This window comes from Bounagaea algeriensis, from assembly GCF_054491375.1.
Map to the genome: position 1 here is coordinate 2,213,698 of NZ_CM137102.1, position 22,719 is coordinate 2,236,416.

Annotated in this window: 18 protein-coding genes and 1 pseudogene; 4 read left to right on the forward strand and 15 right to left on the reverse strand. The window is 70.0% G+C overall.

The features are described 5' to 3' along the window. Nucleotides 1-67 precede the first annotated feature (67 nt). The 4 genes from ACVGV2_RS10030 to ACVGV2_RS10045 all read right to left on the reverse strand — a co-directional run bounded on the left by ACVGV2_RS10030 (nucleotide 68) and on the right by ACVGV2_RS10045 (nucleotide 3,439). Nucleotides 68-583, reverse strand: coding sequence for a hypothetical protein (locus ACVGV2_RS10030; RefSeq protein ID WP_459165781.1), 516 nt, complete (start codon nucleotides 581-583; stop codon nucleotides 68-70). A gap of 749 nt (nucleotides 584-1,332) precedes the next feature. Beyond that, nucleotides 1,333-1,641 (reverse strand): putative quinol monooxygenase, encoded by a 309-nt coding sequence (locus tag ACVGV2_RS10035; protein ID WP_093419048.1) that lies wholly within the window; start codon nucleotides 1,639-1,641, stop codon nucleotides 1,333-1,335. A gap of 50 nt (nucleotides 1,642-1,691) precedes the next feature. Then, nucleotides 1,692-2,840: a glutathione-independent formaldehyde dehydrogenase gene (locus ACVGV2_RS10040; RefSeq protein WP_459165782.1), complete on the reverse strand. Its 1,149-nt coding sequence runs from the start codon at nucleotides 2,838-2,840 to the stop codon at nucleotides 1,692-1,694. A gap of 29 nt (nucleotides 2,841-2,869) precedes the next feature. Continuing rightward, entirely contained in the window at nucleotides 2,870-3,439 is a 570-nt protein-coding gene (locus tag ACVGV2_RS10045; protein ID WP_459165783.1) for a type 1 glutamine amidotransferase domain-containing protein, read from the reverse strand. 650 nt (nucleotides 3,440-4,089) lie between these two features. Here ACVGV2_RS10045 and ACVGV2_RS10050 point away from each other — a divergent pair. After that, complete coding sequence (locus ACVGV2_RS10050; RefSeq protein WP_459165784.1) at nucleotides 4,090-5,253, forward strand: GtrA domain-containing protein; 1,164 nt, start codon at nucleotides 4,090-4,092, stop codon at nucleotides 5,251-5,253. Between the two features lie 132 nt (nucleotides 5,254-5,385). Here ACVGV2_RS10050 and ACVGV2_RS10055 read toward each other — a convergent pair whose 3' ends face one another. From ACVGV2_RS10055 to ACVGV2_RS10075, 5 genes are all read right to left on the reverse strand, one after another. After that, complete coding sequence (locus ACVGV2_RS10055) at nucleotides 5,386-5,964, reverse strand: AAA family ATPase (RefSeq protein WP_459165945.1); 579 nt, start codon at nucleotides 5,962-5,964, stop codon at nucleotides 5,386-5,388. 63 nt (nucleotides 5,965-6,027) lie between these two features. Further along, nucleotides 6,028-6,645, reverse strand: a complete 618-nt coding sequence (locus ACVGV2_RS10060; RefSeq protein ID WP_459165785.1) for a hypothetical protein — start codon at nucleotides 6,643-6,645, stop codon at nucleotides 6,028-6,030. A gap of 33 nt (nucleotides 6,646-6,678) precedes the next feature. Beyond that, nucleotides 6,679-9,603 carry a Tn3 family transposase gene (locus ACVGV2_RS10065; protein ID WP_459165786.1) on the reverse strand — a complete coding sequence of 975 codons (2,925 nt, stop codon included), beginning with the start codon at nucleotides 9,601-9,603 and terminating at the stop codon, nucleotides 6,679-6,681. A gap of 84 nt (nucleotides 9,604-9,687) precedes the next feature. Next, nucleotides 9,688-10,215 (reverse strand): gamma carbonic anhydrase family protein, encoded by a 528-nt coding sequence (locus ACVGV2_RS10070; RefSeq protein WP_459165787.1) that lies wholly within the window; start codon nucleotides 10,213-10,215, stop codon nucleotides 9,688-9,690. A 222-nt stretch (nucleotides 10,216-10,437) separates the two neighbouring features. Then, entirely contained in the window at nucleotides 10,438-10,902 is a 465-nt protein-coding gene (locus ACVGV2_RS10075) for an STAS domain-containing protein (RefSeq protein ID WP_459165788.1), read from the reverse strand. Nucleotides 10,903-11,251: 349 nt separating this feature from the next. Between ACVGV2_RS10075 and ACVGV2_RS10080 the strand changes: the two are divergent. After that, nucleotides 11,252-11,620 (forward strand): annotated as a pseudogene (locus ACVGV2_RS10080) (AAA family ATPase); the annotation flags it as partial. Between the two features lie 285 nt (nucleotides 11,621-11,905). Here the strand turns inward: ACVGV2_RS10080 and ACVGV2_RS10085 are convergent. From ACVGV2_RS10085 to ACVGV2_RS10100, 4 genes are all read right to left on the reverse strand, one after another. Continuing rightward, nucleotides 11,906-14,263, reverse strand: coding sequence for an ATP-dependent Clp protease ATP-binding subunit (locus ACVGV2_RS10085; protein WP_459165789.1), 2,358 nt, complete (start codon nucleotides 14,261-14,263; stop codon nucleotides 11,906-11,908). Between the two features lie 178 nt (nucleotides 14,264-14,441). Next, entirely contained in the window at nucleotides 14,442-14,852 is a 411-nt protein-coding gene (locus ACVGV2_RS10090; RefSeq protein ID WP_459165790.1) for a hypothetical protein, read from the reverse strand. Nucleotides 14,853-15,187: 335 nt separating this feature from the next. Beyond that, nucleotides 15,188-15,850, reverse strand: coding sequence for a phosphoribosyltransferase (locus tag ACVGV2_RS10095; protein WP_459165791.1), 663 nt, complete (start codon nucleotides 15,848-15,850; stop codon nucleotides 15,188-15,190). A gap of 99 nt (nucleotides 15,851-15,949) precedes the next feature. Beyond that, complete coding sequence (locus ACVGV2_RS10100; RefSeq protein WP_459165792.1) at nucleotides 15,950-17,737, reverse strand: ABC-ATPase domain-containing protein; 1,788 nt, start codon at nucleotides 17,735-17,737, stop codon at nucleotides 15,950-15,952. A 199-nt stretch (nucleotides 17,738-17,936) separates the two neighbouring features. Here ACVGV2_RS10100 and ACVGV2_RS10105 point away from each other — a divergent pair, with 199 nt between their 5' ends. Then, nucleotides 17,937-18,716 carry a lysozyme gene (locus ACVGV2_RS10105; RefSeq protein WP_459165793.1) on the forward strand — a complete coding sequence of 260 codons (780 nt, stop codon included), beginning with the start codon at nucleotides 17,937-17,939 and terminating at the stop codon, nucleotides 18,714-18,716. A gap of 75 nt (nucleotides 18,717-18,791) precedes the next feature. Here the strand turns inward: ACVGV2_RS10105 and ACVGV2_RS10110 are convergent, their stop codons facing one another. Continuing rightward, complete coding sequence (locus ACVGV2_RS10110; RefSeq protein WP_459165794.1) at nucleotides 18,792-19,916, reverse strand: LCP family protein; 1,125 nt, start codon at nucleotides 19,914-19,916, stop codon at nucleotides 18,792-18,794. Between the two features lie 290 nt (nucleotides 19,917-20,206). On the opposite strand from ACVGV2_RS10110, the gene ACVGV2_RS10115 reads away from it, so the two are divergent. Further along, nucleotides 20,207-21,685 carry an NAD-dependent succinate-semialdehyde dehydrogenase gene (locus tag ACVGV2_RS10115; protein WP_459165795.1) on the forward strand — a complete coding sequence of 493 codons (1,479 nt, stop codon included), beginning with the start codon at nucleotides 20,207-20,209 and terminating at the stop codon, nucleotides 21,683-21,685. Between the two features lie 36 nt (nucleotides 21,686-21,721). Here the strand turns inward: ACVGV2_RS10115 and ACVGV2_RS10120 are convergent, their stop codons facing one another. Then, a complete protein-coding gene (locus tag ACVGV2_RS10120; protein WP_459165796.1) occupies nucleotides 21,722-22,435 on the reverse strand; it encodes a GntR family transcriptional regulator in 714 nt (237 codons plus the stop codon). Nucleotides 22,436-22,719: the final 284 nt, after the last annotated feature.

The window sequence follows — 22,719 nt, forward strand, 5'->3', positions numbered from 1 at the left end:
ATCGTCACCACAGGCGGACAGCAAGCCGAGACCGGGGGCAGCACTGGCATCGCCAAACACAGGCCACTCAACCCCGCCCCTGACCTGGCGAAACAGAGCTAACCGTTGGTTTTTCGGCGTGTGCTACCGGAAGGCCAGCTTGCAGGCTCTGGCGGCGTTCCTGCTCGCGTTTGCTGTAGGCGGCCTGGCGGACCGCGTCCTCGCTGGCGAGCCCGGAGCCCAGGGCACCGGCGATGGTGCCCATCGAGGCGGACAGCCAGGCCACGATCGCGAACTCGCCGAAACCGCTGGGGTGTTTAAGGGTGGAGGTGAGATAGTCGGGTGGGATCACCACCAGCGCCGAGATCAGGGTGACCACGAACAGTAGCGCGTACATGCACAGCACGCCGATCGAGATCGTCAGCGCGGTGGCTACGTTGTAGAGCGCGGCCTCCTCGCGCAGTTGCCGGTCCGACGGCCGCTCCCACAGGCTGTTGTCGATGATCAGCCACGCGATCATCGCGAGGACCGCCAGGACGTTGACCAGCGTGAGGCGCCACCCGCTGAACGCGTCGGCGAGCTGCCAGATGTTGGAGTAGAACACCCCAAACGCCGCCCCCGCGGCGGCGCCGGCGAGGGGCCGGGGACAGGCTCGGCACCAGCCGCCACGGCCGGTTCGCCCGCACCATCCCGGCCAACAGCCGCAGCCGACCCCGGGTTCCGGTCAGGGCCAGGTGGGCGTCGATGCCCTCGTCGGTGGAGTCGACGTGCTGCACCGGGGCGCCCAGGCCCAACGCCCGGTGGGCGCGCGGCCCGCCCTGGCCCGGCCCGTCGGTCCCGCCGTCGCCGAGCGGTTTGTCGATCAGGTGCTCGGCGACCAGGTGCACGATCACCTTGCGGGCCTGGCGGCCCAACCCCATCGCGCCCAACCCGAGCAGCGAGACCAGGCCGACCGCAGCGGCGAGCCCGTAGTCGGAGACGATCGGCTGGGTGCCGGCCCGGCGGGGGAGCTCGGTCACCAGGATCACCAGGTCCCACCTGTGCTCGGCCATGGTGCGTTGGCCGATCTCGACCAAGGGCAGGGTGCCGTGCTCGTCGAGGGTCAACCGCTGGGAGGCGGTCCCGACCCGCCATCGGACACGGCCGTCGGTCTCGTGCTCGAGCAGCTCGGGCAGCTGTGCGGCGAGGTCGGCGGACAACTCGGCGGGCAGCCCGGGGTCGCTGAGCAGGCCCAGCGTCACCGTGGGCGCATCGGCCACGGCGCCGCCCTGGCTTGCCACAACGTCACCTCCCGCGCGGGTCGAGCGCTGTGGGCGGCCGCCCGCAGCGGCCCACCGGCTGCTCGGGGCCACCTCAGATCGGTGGTTTCTCGGCGATCACGTCCACCGGTTCGATGCTGGGCTGGGCGAACAGGGTGCCGGTGTTGTCGTCGAGGGCTTGCGCGACCTGGCCCGAGAGGTGGACCTGGCGACCGGAGTCGTCGGGAAAGGCGTCGTAGATGCCGAACGACGAGGGCCCGAAGCGGAGGGCGAACCACCGCACCGTGCCCGGCTCCTGCTCCACGATGCCGAGCCCCTGCTGCAGGAAGTTCTCGACGTCGCTTTCTCGGCCCGGTAGCGCCTCGATCCGGACGAGGAGCCCGACGGTCACCGGTTCAGCCATGCTCTGGCCTCCTATTCAAACGGGTGCTGTTCAAAGCCGCGGCGGACAAGTCAGGCGGCCTGGCCGGGGTTGAGCACGACCTTGGTCCAGCCGTCTTCGCGGGCGTCGAAGTGCTTGTAGGCGTCCGGGGCTTTCTCCAGGGGCAGGTTGTGGGACACGATCCACGAGGGCTCGACCTTGTTCTCGGCGATGAGGTTGCGCAGGTGGCGGTTGTAGCGCTTGATCGGGGCCTGCCCGGTGCCCATCTGCTGTCCCTTGAACCAGAAGTTGCCGAAGTCGAAGCGGACCTTGCCCTGCTGGGACAGCTCATCCGGGCCGCCCGGGTCCTGGGGAATGAACACCCCGACGGTGCCGATGCCGCCGGCGAACCGCACCGAGGAGACCAGCTTGTTCAGGGTCGCCGCGTTGTCCTCGTTGCCTTGGGGGTCGTGGGCCTGGTAGCCGACGCATTCGGCGCCGCGGTCGGCGCCGAGTCCCTTGGTGTGCTCGGTGACCTGCTCGACCGGGTCGCCCTTGGAGTCGTCGATCGCGATCGCCCCGACCTGCTCGGCCAGGCGCAGCCGGTCGGGGTGGCGGTCGACGACCATCACCTTCGCCGCCCCCTTCACACTCACGGACAGCGCGGCCATCAGCCCGACCGGGCCGCCGCCGTAGATCACGATGGTCTCGCCGGGCTGCAGGCCCGACATCTCCACGGCGTGCCAGCCGGTGGGGAAGATGTCGGAGAGCATCACGTAGTCGTTCTGCTTCTCGGCCGCGTCCTCGGGCAGGCGCAGACACTGGAAGTCACCCCACGGGATGCGCAGCAGCTCAGCCTGGCCGCCTACCCAGCCGCCCATGTCGGCGAACCCGTAGGCCCCGCCGGCCATCCCCTCCACGTTGGCGCGCAGGCAGTAGTTGGTCAGACCGTGCTCACAGTTCTGGCAGTGCCCGCAGGAGACGTTGAACGGCGCCGAGACCATGTCCCCGACCGCGACCTTGTCGACCCCGTCACCGACCTCGACGACCTCGCCGACGTTTTCGTGACCGAAGACGCGGCCCTGCTCGAAGTCGGTACGCCCTTCATACATGTGCAGGTCCGACCCGCAGATGTTCGTCGCCGTGATCCGCACCAGGACGTCGTTGGGCCGCTCGATACGCGCGTCGGGAACGTCGGAGACGGAGACGTCGTGGGGTCCGTTATAGACCAGTGCCTTCATGTTCTTCTCCTCTGGCGGATGGGTTCGATTCAGGCCTGGGTGGGGGCCCGGTGGCGGCCTTCGGCGAACTCCTCGACGATCTTGGAGCAGAACGCGGGCAGGTCGTTGGGGTCGCGGCTGGTGACCAGGCCCTGGTCGGTGACGACTTCCTGGTCGACGACGGTCCCGCCGGCGTTGCGAATGTCGGTGCGGATACTGGGAAACGACGTCAACGTGCGGCCCCGGACCACGTCGGCCTCGACCAACGTCCACGGCCCGTGACACAGCGACCCGACCGGCTTACCGGAGCCCACGAACTCCCGCACGAAACCCACCGCGTCGGAGTTGACCCGCAGCCCGTCCGGGTTGACCGTCCCGCCGGGCAGGATCAGGGCGTCGAAGTCGTCGCCGGAAACGTCGGAGACCAACCGGTCGACGGTGAACCTGTCGCCCTTGTCGATGTCGGCGTTCATCGACTGAATCTGCCCGGTATGGATCGACAGCAGCGTCACCTGCGCCCCAGCCTGCTCCACCGCCTGGCGGGGTTGTTCGTACTCGACCTGCTCGACACCGTCGGTGGCCAGGATCGCGACCCGCCGACCGCGCAGCTCATCTGCCATGGGAATCACGCCTCCTCATAGTGTGGGATAACCACAGGATTGCCCCGGGTCAGGCCGGGTCAAACCAGCCGCCGAGCGGCGGTCAGCGCGGATCGGCGGGCGGTGCCGGCGGTGGCCGCACCGGGCCACGGTGCTCACCCGGCAGCGCCGAGCAACTCGTCGACCACCCCGCGACCACCCGGCAGTCTCCGCGGGCCGGCGGGACCGCGGTCACGGACCCAGGCCACGAACGCGGCGGCGACCTCGGCGAGCTTGGTGTTGGGTGTGCTGCCGCATGGCGCTGGAATCCGTACACGGGTTCGGTCGATGCCCCTCTCCGCACTGCCCTGGCCCGCACAGTGCACGGAGCCCACGCCGCCGCCTGCCTGCCCCGCGCCGGTGGGCAGATCCACGCGGGCGTGTAACTACCACCAGGCCGACTGGCCCAGCCTGATCCGCCTGCTGGACGAGACCTTGGCCGCGGCCCTGGCCCGGTTCTTCCCGCCGGTCTGGCGCGCCCGGCTGATCGAGGCCAATCCTCCTCGCCGCCGGAGGCACCGCGTACGCATACCGATGGTTTGCGGAGATGGTGCGGGCTCGAGCTACGTGGGTCGTTGGATAGGGCTGTGGTGGGTAGTCGTGGGGCGTCACCGACGGTGGGGAGTGCTGCGATGACGATGCCGGAAGATGCGAGGAACGGTTCGATCGAGACGGTGACTGTGGGGGTGGTGGCTGATCCGGTGGCCGCGCCTGCGCAGATTGCTGAGCAGCTCGCCCATGATTTGCCGGGGCTGCTGTCCGAGCAGCTGGAGGACAACTGCGTGTGGCGCGTGGATGTGCACCGCGAGCGGTTACCGCCCAGTGACGACCGCCATACCGAGATGATGGACGTCGCCAGCGAGCGGATGCGGCAGCACGGGTGGGATCTTGCTGCGTGCATCACGGATCTCCCGCTGCGTAGTGGCCGGCAGCCCATCGTGGCCGATATGAGCAACGAGCGCAGGGTCCTGGTGGTGTCGCTACCGGCATTCGGAGGCATGGCGTTGCGCCGCCGGGTGCGAGGTGTGGTGACCCAGCTCGTCGCCGACATGCGCAGCCGGGGTACTCCCTCGGAGGAGACCGAGGAGCACCGGCGTCGCCGACTGCCCTGGCTGGCCAACCGCTTCCAGCGGGTCACCCCGGAGCAACGCGACGTCGACGTGCGCGTGCTGGCCTCGCGAGGCATGGTGCGGCTGTTGATCGGCATGGTTCGGGACAACCGTCCGTGGCGGCTGGTGTTCGGGTTGACCGGGCCGCTGGTGGGGGCGTTCGCGTTCAGCGCGTTCTACTTGATCAGTACGTCGGTCTGGCGACTGGCCAGCACGATGGGGCCACTGCGCCTGCTGGCCGCGGTGCTCGGGTCGGTGGCTGTCATGGTCGCTTGGCTCATCGCCTATCACCGGCTGTGGGAGCAGACCATGGGCCGACCCGTGCACGAACGCGAGCAGGCAGTGTTGTTCAACGCTTCCACGGTGCTGACCCTGCTCATCGGAGTGGGGTGCATGTACGGGGCGCTCTACGTCGTCAACCTGATCGCGGCCAGTGTCGTCCTCACCCCTGAGGTGTTCGGCCAGTACATCGGGCCCGGACTCGGATTCGGTGACTATGCCGTCGTCATGCTGCTGGTCACCGCGGCGGCCACTGTTGCCGGCGCCGTCGGTTCCGGCTTCGAAAGTGAAAACTCGATCCGCGAAGCCGCCTTCAGCTACCGCGAACGCGAACGCCGCCAGGTCCTGCACGACACCCAGACCCGACGTGAACAGCAAGAAGGCCGTGGCGGTTCCGCAGAAACATAACCAGTTACTCCACCGATGGTTCCCTCCAGCAGCAAGCGTCCGCTTATGGTAATGGGGCCGTAGTGCTCGCCGAAACCCGGGCGGATATGCCTGCGGGGGAATTCCTGCCTTACTGGTTCGCAAGGGGATCCCCTATCGGGCACCAGCTGTGCCGTCAGCGTGGCCGCTGGTGATCCGGGTGGTCACGAACTCGATGCGAGTTGCTACATCAGCCCGAGGCAGCTCGATGATCTCGTACTCGAGCTCGGTGTAGGTCTCGACCATCGCGTCATAGGTGCGCTCGGCTTCGGCGAGGTCCTGTTTGCGCTCGCTGTCTTGGTTGAAGATCTCCGGCCAGGGCGGGGCGATCAGCACCTGCCGGTGATAGCGGAAGCACTCGGCTGCGGTGAACACGTGCGCCGGGACGGGAAGCCCTGCCAGACGCAAGTAGCCCACCACGTCGGGAACGCCCCGGTCGAAGAGCACCACACCGGTCTGCTGCTGCGCCCATCGGTAGGAGCGCATCTCCCACGACAGCATCAGCTCCGCGAACAGGGCCCGGTCCGCCCACGGCAGCGCCGATCCACCAATCGCGGTCTGATCGTGAATCACACCCCGCCCGGCTTCGACGGTGCTGGCCCACCCGTGGTGGCCGAGTCCCTCCAGCAGCGTGGTCTTTCCCGACCCTGGCCCGCCGGTCACCACCACGAACCGATCACAGTCCGCTTCAATCACAGCGCCATACTCCCAGGAGCTCCGTGAACATCTCGGTTGTCGATCACGTCCGGACGCTGGTCAGGACGTGTTCTGGATGGTCCGCCACGAGGTGCTGCGGGTGACGTTGATGGGCCGGGTAACGACATCTTCGGTGATGAGGTGCTGAGCAAGAGCGGGCAGCGAGGCGTGCTCCGGGCTGTCGACCCACTCTGCGATGTGGAGCACGCGTTGTCCGGCAACACTGAGATAGAACGTCGATGCCAGCATCCCGTGCTGGGGCTCGTCTCGCTGGTGCGACAGCATGGCATCCATCCAGCTGTGGGCGGCCTTGGTGGTGTCGGTCTCCACCTCGATCAGCGCAAGGAATCCGGTCTCGCCTGCAGCCAGTTGCAGGACGCCGTAGGGGTGGTAGGTGTGCACGCCTCGACGAACCACACCCGGTACGGCGCGATCGACTCCTGCTGACCACTGCGTCTTGATGTCGCCGGTAAAGCCCGAAACGGCGGTGCGATCGCGCCACCGGGACACGTGCAAGACGGTGGAGCCGTCATCGCCGGCCAGTGCGGTGTAGGACAACAGGCCCTCTGGCCATCCCACGATCTCCCACTGCTCGATCGCAGCCTCGATGGCGGCGTCCTGAATGTCTGGCGAGGAGGCGGCCCACTCGCCGACGACCAGGATCTCGTCGTGGTTCACCAGTCGATCCTTTCCATCAGTACGCGGGGTCCGTCAGCGAGACGGAATCGGGAGGTCGAGGCGTGTGGTCATGTCCAGGCGGAAGCGCCCGTAGGGGTTGATGTTGGACCAGAACAGCGGGCTCAGCGCCCGGCGCTCGTGAGGGCCGAGCAGTTCGTCCCAGCCTGGGCTGTCGAGGACGTTTTGCAGCAGCAGGGTGTTGACGTGCACCAATGCCGACTGGAGTAGATGCAGGGCGAGCATGGACACTTCGGCGGACTCGCGGTCGGGGCCGGTGAGCTCGCTGTTCTTGCCGTAGAAGATCACGCCGTTGCCGGAGTTCCAGTTCTCCACGACCTGCAGCCCGCCGTGGATCTCGCGGCGCAGGTCTTCGTCGGCGAGGTAGTCGCAGACGAAGATGGTGCGCACCGCGCGTCCCAACTCTTCCAGGGCTTGGTAGGTGGGGTGCTTGGGCCCGCCGCGGGTGAAGCGGCGCAGGATCGACTCGGACTCGGCGGTGCCCAGCCGTAGCGCGGTGGCGTATTTGACCATCTGGTCGTATTGCTGGGCGATGAGGTCCCACTTGATCGGCCTGGTGGTCACAGGGCCGAGGTGCGCCCACGTTCCAGTGTCGTCGGGCCGGTACAGCCGGATGGAGCCGATGTTCTTCAGCCTCGGTAGCAGGCGGAAGCCGAGCAGCTCGGTGAAGGCGAAGCCCACCACCGACGCGCCGTGGGTGTCGACGTAGTTGGCGTCGACCTCGGCGGTGGTGCAGTGCCGGAGCAGCCCCTCGATCATCGCCGCGACCTCCGAGGACGAGCAGGACTTGAGCTGCGAATAGATGCAGGTGTGCTGGCGTTCGACGTGCCAGTAGATCATCACCCCTGGCCCGCCGTAGCGCTGATGCCACTCGGTCATCAGGTTCGACTCCCACGAGCCGAACTTCTTCGAATCGCTGGCGCACGCGGTCCCTTCGCCCCACCACCGTGGGTCCCGTGCCTCGAACGTGGCGTTGACCAGCTTGGCCACCGCCGCGCGGAGGTTGTCGCGGGTGATGAAGTGTCGGCGCACGTGCCGCAGTTCGCGTTCGGTCTCGTCGTGTTCGCCGGTGGCGACGAGCTTGCGGATGCCGATGTTGGTGCCTAGGGCGAACAGCACCAGCAGCAGCCGGCGCCGCAGGGTGTCGCGGTCGAGGTTCTCCCGGGAAGCCACCGAGCTGAATTCGCTGGTGAACTCGGTGAGGAAGTCGGCATCTTTGAGTACATCGAGCAGATCCATCGTGCCCCACCGGCGGGTGACTTCCTCCTTGACCGCAGCCAGCGTGCGCGGCTCCGGCAGCGGGTCGAGTTTGGGCACCGTGATCCACGGTTCGCCGCGACGCCGCGTGATCCGCACTCCACCAGCCGTGCCGTCGGCCAGGGCTGTGTCGCAGCGGTCCAGCGCCGCGGTCATGCGCTGCTTGAGGTTGGCGATGAAGGTCTCGGCCTCGCGGGGTTTGCGCAGCGCCTCATAGTGCACGTCGCGGGTGGATTCGAAGTCAGCCGGCAGGTCGTCCTCGGGATTGCGCCACCGGTTCCCGCCAGCCACATACACCTCGCGGCGCCGCAGCGCCTCCCGCAGGGACACCAGCACGCACAGCTCGTAGGGGATGCGCTCGATGCGGCCACGCTCGTCGATCACAGCGTCGCGCCAGGCTTTCGGCACCACCCCGTCGACCGGTACCGACTCCTCAGCCGCGTAGAACCGGATTTTGCCGTCGGTGTCGCGGTAGCGCTGCAGCAGCTCCAGGGCGTGCATGATCGGCCGGTAGGCAGTGTTGTTGCACCGAAAGTCCAGCGCGGCCAGCAGCGGCGGCAGCATCCGCCGATAATGGTTCGAATACGACCCGCGCAGCACCGTGCGCACCCGAGACCGGAACGCCTGCTCGGTGGCCTCGGCTTCTTTGACCAGCTGCTGCAGGGTCTTCTCGCCGACGACCGGATACAGCGCGGTACGCACCTGCTCATCCGGCTGCTCCAGCGCCGTCTCGGCCATCCGAAACAGGATCCCCTCCTTGCCCCGCACCCGGCGCAGATCATCGGTAAGCTCGCGCTCGACCTTGCGATCCGCCTTCGTATTGATCTTGTGCACGAGCCCGATCAACAGGTCCACCAGTGCATCGGTGATCTCGCTTTGACGCATCCAGCACAGCGCCGCCAACAGAGTCAGCCGCACCTCGCGGGGGCTATCCCGCAGGTCGGACGGGTACGAGCGCATCGCCCGCGCCCGCCAGGCGGCCACCAGCTTCTCCGAGGCGTCGGCGAACAACCCGTCCGCCAGCCCCAGCTGGCGCACCGCGGTCAGCTTGTCGATCTCGGCCAGCACCGTCTCCAACCCGACCTGGCCGGGATCGGCCTTCAACTCCGCCAACAGACCCCGCCCCGCAGAGTCGTCCTCGGCGACCAAGGCCTCCAGTGCGGCCACACTCGCCCCCGATAGACGCTCGACAGTGCGCAGGCAAAACCGCTGCTCGAACGTCGAACGGGCCGAACCGATGAGGCGGTCCAACCGCCCGGGTGGCTCGATCCCCTCGGCCCGACACCGCACCAACACCGCCTGCCGCAGCCGGTCCTCACGCAGCTCGACCGGGCAAACCTCCTCGGCCAACCACCCAGCCAGCTTGCCCTCATCACCCCGGGAGAACTCGCGGAAACCGAACGCGGTCCGGATCTGCGCGCGGTGATACTCGATCGAGCGGGACTGCCACGAGTAGCGACCGAACTCCTCGGCATCCACACCGACCTGCTCAGCGACGTAGTCAACCGCCTGCGACGGGACCTCCTCGGCATACCGCGGGAACCGCGCTTCGATCTCGAAGAACTTCAGCAGCAGGGCGAACCCGAGCCGGGTCGCTCCGGACTTGTTGCCTACCAAGCGCCAGTCGTCGCCAACCAGCGTCCACGACCCCACCAGCTCATCCGAAGCCCACTCACGTTGCACAGGCGCACGCTATCGATCATCGTTCACACCCACGCCCGAGCCTCCGCTACTTTGCGGCTCAGGACAGCTTCAGGAGTACAGGGCCTACTGCTGCGGGGTGCCGCGGTGCTTGCCCGCCAGGCTCACGTAGTGCTCGGCCGAGGCCGCCAGCATCCCGCGTTCCTGCTCGGACAGTTCCCGCCGCACCTTGCCCGGCGAGCCCACCACGAGCGAACCGGGCGGCACCTCGGTGCCTTCGAGCACGACGGTGCCCGCGGCCACCAACGAGCCGGCGCCGATGCGGCAGCCGTTGAGCAGCACCGCGCCCATGCCGATCAAACACCCGTCCTCGACGGTGCAGCCGTGCACCACGGCCCGGTGGCCCACCGTGACGTCCGCGCCGAGGGTGGCCGGCAGTCCCGGGTCGGCGTGCAGCACGCAGCCGTCCTGGACGTTGGTGCGCGCTCCGACGGTGATGTGCTCCTGGTCGCCGCGCAGCACCGTCGTGTACCACACGCTGGCGTCCTCATCGAGCTGCACGCGGCCCAGCAGGTGCGCACTGCCGGCGACGAACGCCCGGTCGGGCACCTGCGGGTGGTAGCCGTCGATGGGTTCGATCACTGGCGCCTGCACACGTCCTCCTGTTGGCTCGCCGCGGGAGCGGCCGCGTTGGGAAACCACCGGCGCAGGTCCGCTGCGGCGGCCGGTGGTGATCACGTGCGCGCATCCTGCCAGCCGCGCGCGAGCGCCGGGCACCCACCGCGCGGTGACTCCACTCACAGGGATCGCAGGGATCATCCGGAGTCCACACAGGTTTCCCGCGGGGTTTCCGCGGGACGGGTCAGGCCTGGCGGGTCAGTACTGGGAGGTGTCGAGGTGCAGTTCGGTGAACACGTCCGCGGTCGACTCGCGGATGGCGAACCGGTCGGTCAGCTCGGTCAGCTGCAGCAGCCGCGCCACCGGACCGCGGCCGGGCACGACGTAGCAGTCCACGTGCCGCCGGTCGGCGCGGTGCTGCACGCGCATGAGCAGTTCCACGGCGGCGCTGGTGCAGTAGGACACGCCGGTGAGGTCGAGGATGATGGTGCTCAGGTAGGCGGCGCTGAGCCGTTGCCGCAGCAGTTCCAGCGTGCGGGGCAGTGCGGCGAGGTCAACTTCACCGGCGATGCGCACGAGCACCACTCCTGTGTGGGGCCATTCCACGTGCAGCCGCAACCGGTCGCTGCGGCTCATGGGTTCGCTCGGTGCGCGGGGGGCGACGATGTCGTGCTCGTCGAGCCGCGGTGGGCCGCCACGCCTGCCGGATCGTGCCGCGATCACTGAAGTCCTCCCCGGTTACCATGTGTCTGACCGCGAGCTCACCCCTCGACGGTGTACTCCGGTAGCAGGGAACGGGCAGCAGGGATCGGGCCCTGGCTGCACCTGCACTTCCTACCGTAGGAGCGCCGCGACAGACGCGACAGCACGTAATCCGTTCGTGTGACAGGGGTGGGGTCGGCATCAAGGCCCTGGACTCCCGAAGACCTCCGATGGACCGAACGAGTCCTCGGCGAGGCCACCGCTGGTCGGGCCGACCGGGATCTGGCACGCGCGATGACCGCCCGCGACTTTCCGGACCGCTCGCCCGCATGGCACGACCAGCAGTTCTGAGCAACCCCCTCGCAAGCCGATGACGGGGCCGTGTCCGCTGAGCGATCCGCAACCGAGATGTCCGAGGAGAGGAGCATGGCGCGTGCTGGACGGTGACGTCGACCGGTTCGTCGTGGTGACCGGCGGGCCGGGGTCGGGCAAGACCACGCTGTTGCAGGGACTCGGCCACCACGGGTGGGCCAGCACCCTCGAAGCCGGGCGGGGCGTGATCCGCGATCAGACCGCGATTGGTGGTTCGGCGCTGTCCTGCGCCCCGCCCTGGCCGGAGATCTTCAGCCAGGACGGCGAGCGCACACAGGACCGTGCCGAAGCCGAGCGCACCTACGACGCGATGGTCGAGATCTACACCGAGCTCGGCTACGAGATCATCGAGCTGCCTCGGGCTGATGTAGCGACTCGCATCGCGTTCGTGACCGCCCGGATCACCAGCGGCCCCGCTGACGACACAGCTGCTGCCCGACAGCGGCGCCAATCTGGTTCTGGGCACAGCGAGAAGTACCGCGACGGGGTCGGCCAGGGTGAGTACCTCGCGGTATTCGGTGGTGCAGCGGTCGACATCGAGCGCGGTCAGCGCGATGTCGGGCACGAGGTCGGGAGAGAAGGTCCGCCAGCCTCGGAAGTCCAGGGCCATCAACGGGCGCGCCGGGGGTGTCGCATCCTGCCCGGGCGTGACTCACGCGTCCGCGGAAGGCTCGCCTGCGGCCGCGTGCCGCCCGGCCGCGACCGGTTCCCACGCCCGCGAGATCGCGCAGGTCAACTCCTCGCCCTCGGTGTGCAGCGTGACCCGGTGGCCGGCGGAGACCTGCCCGGACAGCACCAACCCGGCCAGCCGGTTGTCCACCTCCTGCTGCAGCACCCGCCGCAGCGGCCGCGCCCCGAACTCCGGATGCCACCCGCGCCGCACCAGCCACGTCACGGCCTCGTCCGCAGCGGCGAACTCCACCCCCCGCTCCTGCAACCGCTCCGCGGTGCGCTGCAACAACGACTCGGTGATGCGCAGCAGCGCCTGCAGCCCCAACGGGCGGAACACCACCACGTCGTCGACCCGGTTGAGAAACTCCGGCCGGAAAAACGCCTGCAGCTGCTGCCACACGGCCGCATCAGCCGCGGCATCGTCGTTGCCGCGGCCGTCATCGCCGCAGGCCGAGGCCGTGACCGCATCCGCACCGAGATTCGACGTCATGATGATGACCGTGTCCCGGAAGTCGACCGTGCGGCCCTGCGCATCGGTCAACCGGCCCGCGTCCAACACCTGCAGCAGCATGTGGAACACATCCGGGTGGGCCTTTTCCACCTCGTCGAGCAACACCACCGCGTGCCGCTGCCGCCGCACCCGGTCGGTGAGCTCCCCGTCCTGACCGTGGCCCACATACCCCGGCGGCGCCCCCACCAGCCGCGAAACCGCGTGCTTTTCCTGGTACTCGCTCATGTCCAGCCGAATCAACTGCTGCGTGTCGCCGAACAGGGCCTCGGCCAACGCGCGCGCCAACTCGGTCTTGCCCACCCCGGTCGGCCCGAGGAACACGAACCCACCGATCGGCCGGTCCGGATCACCCAACCCGGCCCGCGCCCGGCGCACCGCCTCGGACACGACACGCACCGCCCGCTCCTGGCCGAGCACGCGGCGCTGCAACCGCTGCTCCAGATCCAGCAGCGCCCGCGGGTCGTCCGGCTCCACCTCGGCCACCGGCACCCCGCAACGGCGGCTGATCACCTCGGCGACGTCGTCGGCCACCACCGTCGGCGAGAACGGCACTTCCGCGGTGAACCCGCCGCGCCGCAGCCGCACCCGCGAGCACGTCTGGTCCAACACGTCCACGGCCTTGTCCGGCAGGAACCGGTCCGTCAGGTAGCGCTGCGACAGCTGCACCGCTGCCGAGACCGCCGCCGCGTCCACCTGCACCTGGTGGTGGTGCTGAAACCGCTCCCGCAGCCCCTCCAACACCGCCACCGCGTCCTGCGTGGACGGTTCGTCGACCATGATCGGAGCGAACCGCCGCTCCAAGGCCGGATCCCGCGCGATGTGGCGGCGGTACTCCTCCACCGTCGTCGCCCCCAGCAGGCACACCTCGCCGCGCGCCAAAGCCGGCTTGAGCATCGTGCCCGCGTCCAACGAGCCCTCGCCCGCGCCCGCGCCGACGATGCTGTGCACCTCGTCCACGAACACCATCACCCGGTCGCGGTGCTGGCGCAGCTCCTCGAGCAGGTCCCGAAACCGCTGCTCGAACTCGCCGCGGTATCGCGCACCGGCGACCATGCCCGCCATGTCCACCGCGACGATGCGCGTGTGCGCCAACGGCGGCGGCACCGCACCGGTCACCACGCGCTGCGCCAGCCCCTCGACCACGGCCGTCTTGCCCACCCCCGGATCACCGAGGAACAGCGGATTGTTCTTGCCGCGCCGACCGAGGATCTCCAACGCCTGCTCGATCTCCGCGTCCCGACCGACCACCGGATCCAACGCACCGGCCCGCGCCTGCGCCGTCACGTCCCAACCGAACTCGTCCAACCGCGGCGTCGGCGACAACACCCCACCGGCCGCCCCCGACCCCGCGGCCCGCGCCAACGCCCGCCCCGCGACCGACTCCGCATCCCCGGCCAGTCCGAGCAGCAGATGCCGCGGCCCCACCACCGTCGCGGCCTCGCGACGGGCCTGCTGATGCGCCCCGGCCAACGCGCGCCGCGCCGACGGCGCCAACGCGGGCACCTGCCCACCACGCTGCGCCGCCCCGTCCACGGCTCGCCGAGTGGCCGCGGTCAGCTCGGCAACGTCCACACCGGACTCGGACAAAAGCGCCGCGGTCTCCTCCTCCCGCGTCGCCGCCCACAACAGGTGCGCGGTGTCCAACTGCGGCGCCGCGGACTCCACCGCGGCACGCAACGCGACGGTGAGCACCTGCCGCACCGGCTCGTCCAACAGCGCCGACCAGTCGGCCTGCGCCGCACCGACCTCGGCGGCAGCGCTGTCCCACCAGCGACGCACCGCCGAGTCGAACGCGGCCGAGGACTCGCCGACACTGCCGCGATCCACGCACACCTCCGATCCACGCGCACACCGCGCCCGCAGCCCACCGGCGCACAACCGGACACGTCCGAGCACCCCGCGCGAGCAGCATAACAACCCCCGCCGTGGCGACAGCACGCACGAGCCCCGCGCTGTCCACTGCGGACCGAATCCGAACAGGCCGCGCGGGCGGCGCGCCGAACGCCTATGCGGACTCGCCGCGCTGGGCCTGCTGCACCGCCTCGGCCAACCGCGTCAACTCCCGCCCGAGATGCACCATCCGTTCGGACACCACCGAGGCGTGCCCGGACAACGCCCCCGCGTGCCCGGCCGCGCGCAACCACTCGGTCAACCCGTCCAACCCCTCGGCCATGCCCTCCACCGTCGTGGAAAACCCCCGCATGACCCGTTCGATCTCCTCGACCGAATGCGCCACCGACGGGTCGGCCAGCCGCTGCGCCAACGCCGTCACCGCTTCGGCCACCTGCTGCGACACCTCGGCCGAATAGCCCTTCTGCTCCGCAGCCGCCTCCTCGGCGCTGCGGCGCGTCCCCGACCGCCGCGCCGCGGAAGACCGCCCGTGCGGCTCCTCCGCGGATGCATCACCGTTCGTCATCACTGCCTCATTTACCCGATCCTCGCGTCCACTCCGACCGAACCGCGCCGCACCGGGCTGTAACACACCGCACCGGTGCCGCGATGCGGTCGACAGTAGCGGTACCGGACCAGGACTCGCCCCGGCAGGTGATGCGGGAAACGCGCCGCACCGCACCAGGCCCGGGCGCATGCGACAAAGCACCCCCGGAAAACGGATCAAAACGTACACGGCAGTTGCGCAGCGCTACGCGCCCTCGGCCGCGCCAGCCCGGTGCGGTCGTGCTCGTGGCCGCACGCGCTCGGCGGAAACAGCCGGTGCGCCCGTCGCTGCCCCGCCCGTCGCTGGCCCGCCCGTCACTGGGGCGGGGCCAACAGGCGGTGGATCTCCTCGTCCGACGTCGCCGGAAACGCCCGATACCACTGGCCCACCGCCGAAAACGACGTCGGCTGCAACACGCACACCACCTCGTCGGCCTCCTGCCCCAGCCGACGCACCGCCTCCGGCGCCCCCACCGGTACGGCCAGCACCACACGCGTCGGACCGGCCTGCCGCACCATGCGCACCGCCGCCCGCGCCGTGGCCCCGGTGGCCAACCCGTCGTCGACGAGCACCACGTCGTGACCCGACCACCGCTCAGCCGGATCCTGCCCGAACTCCCGCTCGCGCCGCGCGGCCTCGGCCTGCTCCCGCTCGCACGCCTGCCGCCACCACTGCTCGTCCACGCTGAACGCCTCCACCAGGCGCTCGTCGTAGGTGCCCGGCCCGTGCGCGGTCACCGCCCCCAGCGCCAACTCCGGCTGGCCGGGGGCGCCGACCTTGCGGGCCACGCACACGCGCAACGGCGCCCCCACCGCACGCGCCACCTCGGCCGCCACGGGAACACCTCCCCGCACCAGCCCCAGCACCAACGGGTCCGACAGCCCCAGATGCCGCACGCGCTCGGCCAGCACACCACCCGCGTGCTGCCGATCGGCATAGCCCTGCACCCCGTGTCGGGCCGTCGACCACTGCGTCATCGACGTCTCCGTTCACCGTGCCGCCGCGTCGTCCCCTCACCAGATGCCCGCCGCGGCCGAAGCGGCAAACCTCATCCGAACATCAACGCGCCCCGGGTCTCAGCCGAACCCGGACACGCGCAGCGCCCGCAGCCGGTTCAACGCCGCGGCCAGTTCGAACCGGCGCGGCACGGCGAAATCCCCCACGTACTGGTCATCCACCGCGGCAACCCCCCGCCGGTCGACCTCGTCGCGGTAGGCCTGCAACACCTCGGCCACCGTGCGCCGCCCGTCGACGACACCGCGCCGCGCCAGCGTCACCAGCGCCAACCCGATGCCCGTGACCTGACTGGGATCGACCAGCTGCTCCACCCCGCGCAACTCGATCGTCGAATCGGCCAGCGTCAACGCGTCCACCCCGCGCGAACGCACCTTCGGCCGGTCGGTGGCGATCGACTTCGGAGCCACCACCCGCTCGCGCACCGCGGGGAACTCCTCGGCCTCCGAGGCCCGACCGGTCGGATTGGCCGCCAACGCACGCGCCCGATCGGTCACGTCGAACGCCTGGTAGGCATCCATCATCACCACCTGGTCGGCCACATCCATGTAGTCGCCCGAACCACCCATGACCAGCATCGTCGACACGCCCCGCTGTTCGTGCAGCGGGCGGATGACGTCCACGAACGGCGTCAGCGGCTCCGACTCCTTGGCCACCAGCGTCTGCATTCGCGCATCGCGGATCATCAGGTTCGTCGCCGCGGTGTCCTCGTCGACCAGCAGCAGCCGCGCACCGGCCTCGACCGACTCCACGATCGTCGCCGCCTGCGACGTCGAACCGGAAGCGTTGTCGGTGGAGAAATCGCTCGTGTCCGCCCCGGTCGGCAGGTGATCCACGAACGGCGACACGTCCACCCGGTGCACCCGCCGACCGTCCTCGGCGCGCACCTTGACCGTCTCGTCGCGGCAAACCACCAGCTCCCGCCCGTCGCCGGGCACGTGGTCGTACACACCGAACTCCAACGCCCGCAGCAGCGTCGACTTGCCGTGGAACCCGCCGCCGACGATGAGGGTGATCCCCTCGGGCACACCCATGCCCGTCACCTCACCCCGGTTCGGCAACGTCACCGACACGCGCATCGACTCCGGCGAGGAGAACGGCACCGCACCCGTCAACGGGCGGTCGTCCACCCCGCTGCGCCGCGGCAGCACCGCCCCGTCGGCGACGAACGCCACCAGATCCCGCTCCGGCAGCTGCTGCCGCAACGCGTCGGTGTCCTCCACCGACTCCACGAACGCGCGCGCGGCATCCTGGTCGGCGGTGTCCCACCGCAGCGCCTGCTGCACCATCGCAGGCACGTCATCGCACAACGCCCGCTCGGCCGCGCGCCCGTCGATGGTGCGGCCCCGGCCCGGCATGTCGATGCCCAACCGCAGCACCACCGCGCCCTCGACGATCTGGCAGGCGCTGCGGTCCAGCACCTGCTGATACCCCGCGTCCACGCGCAGACGGCTGTCCTTCAACCGCCGATGCGCCCCGCGCACCAGGAAGTTCGCCAACGCGCGCGCCCGCACCGGGTTGGCCCACAACTCCTCGGGAAAACCCGCCGTGGCCGGATCCACCCGCACCTGGCACCGGCTGGCCGGTGCGTACGGGTCGGGCTGCACCTTCTGCACGTCCAACGTGAACCCGTCGAAGGCCCACTGCCCCATCAGCGACTTGTACCGGCCGTAGCTGGAGCCGTGCATCGACTTCAACTCGCGCCGCAAGCCCTGCTCGGTGCGCTCGTTGCGCGGCCCGCCGGACGACTTCGAACCGCCGCGCGCCTCCTCGCGGCGCTGGTCTCCACCGCGGCTACGGCCCTTGTCGGGACGCCCCGACCGGGCGCCCCCCTCGTATCTCTGTGCCATATCCCCGAGGCGTACCGGACGCAAGCGTGAAACTCCAATCGGGAGAGGCACATCACCATCCGCACCACAGGACACGCCCGTGCACAACGAGCACAGATCGTCACACGCGGTTAGCCTCCGATCACGCACCGACCGGACTGCTGCGGAGGCGCCCCGCACAGCCGCGACGACCAGGCCCGACCGCAGGGAGGCACCGCCCGTGACATCGCCGAACACCCCCGAGCCGATCCGAGGCCCCCGAAGCCCCCGCCGCGCCGGGCTGCTGCCCGCGCTGGCGCTGGCCGCGCTGTCCGCCCTGGCCACCACCCCCGCGGCCACCGCCGAGGCCGCAGCCCCGAGCGAACAACCCGCCGGGACCGTGGCCGGCCTCGACGTGTCCGGCCACCAGCCGCCGATCAACTGGCACCAGGCCCACGCGGCCGGCACGCGGTTCGCCTTCGTCAAAGCCACCGAAGGCACCGGCTTCCGCAGCGACGCCTACACCGCGCAGTGGCACGGTGCCCGCGCGGCCGGGCTGTTCACCGGCGCCTACCACTTCGCCCTGCCCCACGTGTCTTCCGGTGCGGAGCAGGCGCACTACTTCGCAGACCACGGCGGCGCGTGGAGCCCCGACGGGCGCACCCTGCCCGGCGTGCTCGACATCGAGAACAACCCCTACGGGCAGAACTGCTACGGGCTCTCCGGCCACGAGATGTCCCGGTGGCTGCAGGAGTTCAGCGACACCTACAACGCCCGCACCGGCCGCCACCCGATCATCTACACCAACGCCGCGTGGTGGAACGAATGCACCGGCGCCAACCCCGGCTTCGCCGGCAACAGCCCCCTGTGGATCGCGCGCTACGGGCCCGAAGTGGGCGAATTGCCCGCAGGCTGGGACAGCCACACGATCTGGCAGCACGGCACCCGCGGCGCCTTCCCGGGCGGCCAGGACGAGTTCCACGGCACCCTCGACGACCTCGCCGCCCTCGCCCGAGGATGACCAGGTCCGCAGCGCGCACCGACGTCGCTGCCGAACGCGTGGGCCACCCCGGCGGGCGGGTGGCCCACGGCACGCTCACTGCCCCAGCAGATCCTGCGGGATCGGCTCGTCGTTCGCCACGGCCTGGAACATCCGCTTGGCGTCCGCGCTGTCCCAGCGCACCACCGACTGCCCCTCCGGAGTGGTTTCGAACTCGCCGAACGGCACGCTCGTGGTCACCCCGTCGCCGCTGCTGACCTGGCCCATCGACCGCGCCAAGAACATCAAGTGCCACACGTGCGCACCGTTGTCCACCAAGAACGTCTGCGGCCCTTTCGAAGCCAGCTGCCACGCGCGGTACGGGTTGAGCAGCACCGCCGGGCTCGTGGCCTTGTCCACCAGCGCCCCCAGCAGCTTGCGCTGGTTCTCGGCGCGCTCCATGTCCCCGCCTTCCAGGCCGTAGCGGGCACGGACGAACCCCAACGCCGTCGGCCCGTCCAGGTGCACCTGTCCGGCCGGCAGGTGCACGTTCGCCCTGTCGTCGTTCAACGGTTCGTCCAGGTGCATGTTCACCCCGCCGACCGCGTCGACCAGATCGGCGAATCCGCCGAACCCGATCTCGGCGTACCGGTCGATGTGCACCCCGGTGGCCCCCTCCACCGTCTGCGACAGCAGCTGCGGTCCGCCGTAGGAGAACGACGCGTTCAACTTGTCCCACCCGTGCCCCGGCACCTGCACGTACGAATCCCGCGGCAGGCTGATCAACGCCGGCTGGCCACCACCGGCCGGCACGTGCAGCAGCATCATCGTGTCCGTGCGGCGCCCGCCGGCGTCACCGGCCGAGAGCTCATCGCGCTGCGACTCGTCCAACCCCTCGCGGCTGTCCGAACCGACCAGCAGCCAATTCGTCCCCGCGCTGTCAGCAGCGTTTCCCGAGAAGTCCAACGCCTCGGTGCGCTGCAGCTGACTGTCCACGTAGACCAACAACCCGCCCAGCGCCAGCAGCAGCACCAGCACCACGACGCCCAACCGCCGCGGCCACCGCCGCTTGCGCCCACCGCGCGGCTGCCGCCCCTGCGGCGGAGGCGAGGACGGACGCCGCTGGTCCTGCGGCGGCGACTGCGGCCGGCGCTGCTGCTGGCGACCGGCGTAGTAGTCGTAGCTGCCCCCGCCGCGCGCCCCGCGGCCCCTCGATGGCGGTCTCGCCGACCAGTCACTCATGCGCACCACACCCGGCTCGTCGGTTTCCCTCCCGCGCCCGCGGGCGGTCCATCGCGCAGAAGCATCCCAGACACCCCCGCCGGGGACGGCATCCACCGCCGCACAACCCCCAGATCATCACCATCACCGCAGGGCACAAGAACGCACCGGGGATGGGCGCCACATCACACCGACTCGCCCGAACCGCGCGCGGTCGAACGATCCCGCGCAACCGCCCTACGATCGACCCGCGAGCCCTCGACGGCACGCCGAGAAACACAACCACCGCACGCTGCGACAGGAGACCCCGCATGCCCCAGCTCACCGCGCACGAGCACCCGCGGGAAACGACCGTGCTCGACGCCGCACCGAAACAGCTGCTCATCAACGGTTCGTGGCGCGCCGCCGAAACCACCTTCGCCGTCGAAGACCCCGCCACCGGCAAGGAACTCTGCCACGTCGCCGACGCCTCCCCCGCAGACGGCCGCGCCGCGCTGGCCGCCGCAGCCGAAGCCCACACCGCCTGGGCGCACTACTCCCCCCGCGCACGCGGCGAGATCCTGCGCCGCGCCCACGAAACCATGCACCAGCGCCACGAGGACCTCGCCCTGCTCATGACGCTGGAAATGGGCAAACCACTGGCCGAATCGCGCGGCGAGATCACCTACGCCGCCGAGTTCTTCCGCTGGTTCTCCGAAGAAGCCGTCCGCATCTCCGGCGACTACGCCATCTCCCCCAGCGGCAGCGGCCGCATCCTCACCCACCGGCAGCCGGTCGGCCCGTGCGTGCTCGTCACCCCGTGGAACTTCCCCGCCGCCATGGGCACCCGCAAAATCGGACCGGCCATCGCCGCCGGCTGCACCATGGTGGTCAAACCCGCCCACCAAACACCGCTGTCCATGCTCGCCCTGGCCGACATCCTCCGCGAAGCCGGCCTGCCCGACGGCGTGCTCAACCTCGTCCCCACCCGGCACTCCGGGCAGTTGATCGAACCGCTGCTGGCCGACCCGCGCACCCGCAAAGTCTCCTTCACCGGCTCCACCGAAGTCGGCCGCACACTGCTGCGCCAATCCGCCGACCAGATCCTCAACACGAGCATGGAACTCGGCGGCAACGCCCCGTTCCTCGTCTTCGACGACGCCGACCTCGACGTCGCCGTCGACGGAGCCATGCAGGCCAAAATGCGCAACATCGGCGAAGCCTGCACCGCAGCCAACCGGTTCTACGTGCACGCCGACGTGGCCGACGACTTCGCCGCGCGCATGGCCGAACGCATGAGCCGGCTGCGGCTCGGCCGCGGCGTCTCCGACGAGGTCGAGGTCGGCCCGCTCATCGACGCCGACCAGCGCGACAAGGTCAGCGAACTCGTCAGCGACGCCCTCGAACGCGGCGCCCAGGTGCGCACCGGCGGCAACGCCACCGGCGACGCCGGCTACTTCTACACCCCCACCGTGCTCACCGACGTGCCCGCCGCCGCGCGCATGAACCGCGAGGAGATCTTCGGCCCCGTCGCGCCGATCACCACCTTCACCGACGAGGACGAGGCGCTGCAGCTGGCCAACAACACCGAGTACGGCCTGGTCAGCTACCTGTACACGCGCGACCTCACGCGCGGGCTGCGCGTGTCCGAACACCTCGAAGCCGGCATGGTCGGCCTCAACCAGGGCGTGGTCTCCAACGCGGCCGCGCCGTTCGGCGGGGTCAAGCACTCCGGCATCGGCCGCGAAGGCGGCCGACTCGGCATCGACGAATACCTCGAGACGAAATACGTCAACATCGGCGGCATGTGACCCGCCGGCGGCGCCGGCCACGGCCCGCCGGCGCCGCTACAGCTCGTCCTCGTCGGTCCACGAGGCGTTCAACCGGCGCAGCGCATCCCGCATGTGCGCCCGCAGCCGCGAGAGCACCAGGCCTTCGTCGCCCACCTCGATCGCGTCGATCAGCCCTTGGTGCTCGTCCACCAGCGCCTGCTCGTCGGCCTGGTACTTGTCCTGCAACGCGGTCAGGCACATCCGCTTCTCCACCAGCAGCGTGGCCGCCATCCGCTGCAGACGGGCACTGCCCGAGGCCCGCACCAGGGCCTCGTGGAACTCCTGGTCCGCATCCGAAATGGCCACCGGGTCGGGCTGCTCGGCCGCGGCGACCATCCGCGCGTGCACCTCGGCCAGCTCCGTCACCGCCGCCGCGCTCCGCGTGCGCACGATCTGCTCACAGGCCGCCCGCTCCACCGCGAACCGGCCCAGGTAGATATCACGCACGTCCTCGGCGTCCAGAGTCATCACGAACAGCCCGCGGTGCGGTTCGCTGTGCAACAATCCTTCGGCGACCAGCCGCTGCATCGCCTCCCGCAACGGTCCGCGGCTCACACCCAGCCGCTGCGCCAACTCGGCTTCGCCCAACTGGCTGCCCGGCGCCAACGAGCCGTACATGATGGCCGACCGCAACTGGTCGGCCACGATCGCCGCCGTCGACCGCCGCTGAACCGGTTCCAACTCGCCCGGAGCGGGATCCTCGGCGCCCCACCGACCGTTGTCGAACACGCACATCATCTCCTCGCATCAGGCGACAACTGCCCCTCTCGGCGCCCGCGCCACGCACCGACCGCGCTGCACCGCGCACGTTCAACGGCCGCGGGGCGGTCACGAACACGCCGCCGCACCCTTCCTCCGCCGGCACCGGTCAATTGTCGACAATGCTACCTCATCGAGCGGCGCGGCGATCTCCACGACCACACCCCGCCCCGCGAACACGGCGGCCATCACAACCGTGGCACACCACGCGAGGCCATCCACCACACCGGCCCCGGCTGACAACCACGGCGCAC